General features: G+C 56.1%; 2 protein-coding genes and 1 pseudogene. All 3 read left to right on the top strand.

Features of this window, described 5'->3' with window-relative positions; genetic code table 11:
- Positions 1–127 (top strand): annotated as a pseudogene (locus tag JJB97_RS18195) (site-specific tyrosine recombinase XerC); the annotation flags it as partial.
- A 52-nt stretch (positions 128–179) separates the two neighbouring features.
- A complete protein-coding gene (locus JJB97_RS18200; protein ID WP_238715490.1) occupies positions 180–443 on the top strand; it encodes a type II toxin-antitoxin system ParD family antitoxin in 264 nt (87 codons plus the stop codon).
- Positions 440–769, top strand: a complete 330-nt coding sequence (locus tag JJB97_RS18205) for a type II toxin-antitoxin system RelE/ParE family toxin (RefSeq protein WP_238715491.1) — start codon at positions 440–442, stop codon at positions 767–769. The genes JJB97_RS18200 and JJB97_RS18205 overlap by 4 nt, the downstream gene beginning before the upstream one ends.
- Positions 770–831 lie beyond the last annotated feature (62 nt).

Here is an 831-nt window from a genome sequence, read left to right on the forward strand (position 1 = left end):
GGGGCATCGCAGCGTGGAAAGCACGCAAATCTACACGCAGGTAAGTATCCGGGCGTTACAGGCGGTACACGCCAGTACCCATCCGGCAGAGCAGCGGGACAGGCCAGGTGTTGCTGATGAAGAATAGCGCAGTATACTAACAGTTATTAACTGATAGTAATCACGGGATGGAAACTACTATGCCAACCAGCGTCGCCCTGAGTCCTTACTTCGAAGCGTTCATCCGCGAGCAGATAGAAAGCGGTCGTTACAACAATACCAGCGAGGTTATCCGTGCTGGTCTCCGCGCCCTGGAAGAGCGGGAGCAGCAGATAAAACTGGATGCACTGCGTGATGCGGTCAGTGCAGGTATCAGCAGCGGAGAAAGCCGCAGCGCTGAAGAGGTGTTCGGACGTCTGTCGCGCAAATATCGCCACATGGCAGAAGGTCACTCAGACAAATGAAGCTGGGTATATCGCCACTGGCAGAAGTTGACCTGGAAAGCATCGGTGACTGGATAGCACAGGATAATCCGGTGCGGGCAGTGAGCTTCACGGAAGAGCTGTACCAACAGTGCCTGCTGATAGCAGAATCGCCGGTCATCTATCGGGAAAGGCCGGAGCTGGGGCAGAGCGTCAGAAGCTGCGCTTACGGGCGCTATCTTATCCTGTTCAGGTTGCTGGATACGGAAGTGCGTATAGAGCGCGTAGTGCATGGTTCAAGAGATATTACTCGTCTGTTCGGAAATCAGGACGAAACCACAGAGCCGCCTGTCAGCCCGCAGGGTTAGCGGGTGGCGTCTGTCAGCCCGTCGGAAGGAGGTTCGGCAGAGCGCGCCTTCCCTGGCGCGAT

Origin of the sequence: Tenebrionibacter intestinalis (genome assembly GCF_016632365.1) — a bacterium.
Lineage (GTDB): Bacteria > Pseudomonadota > Gammaproteobacteria > Enterobacterales > Enterobacteriaceae > Tenebrionibacter > Tenebrionibacter intestinalis.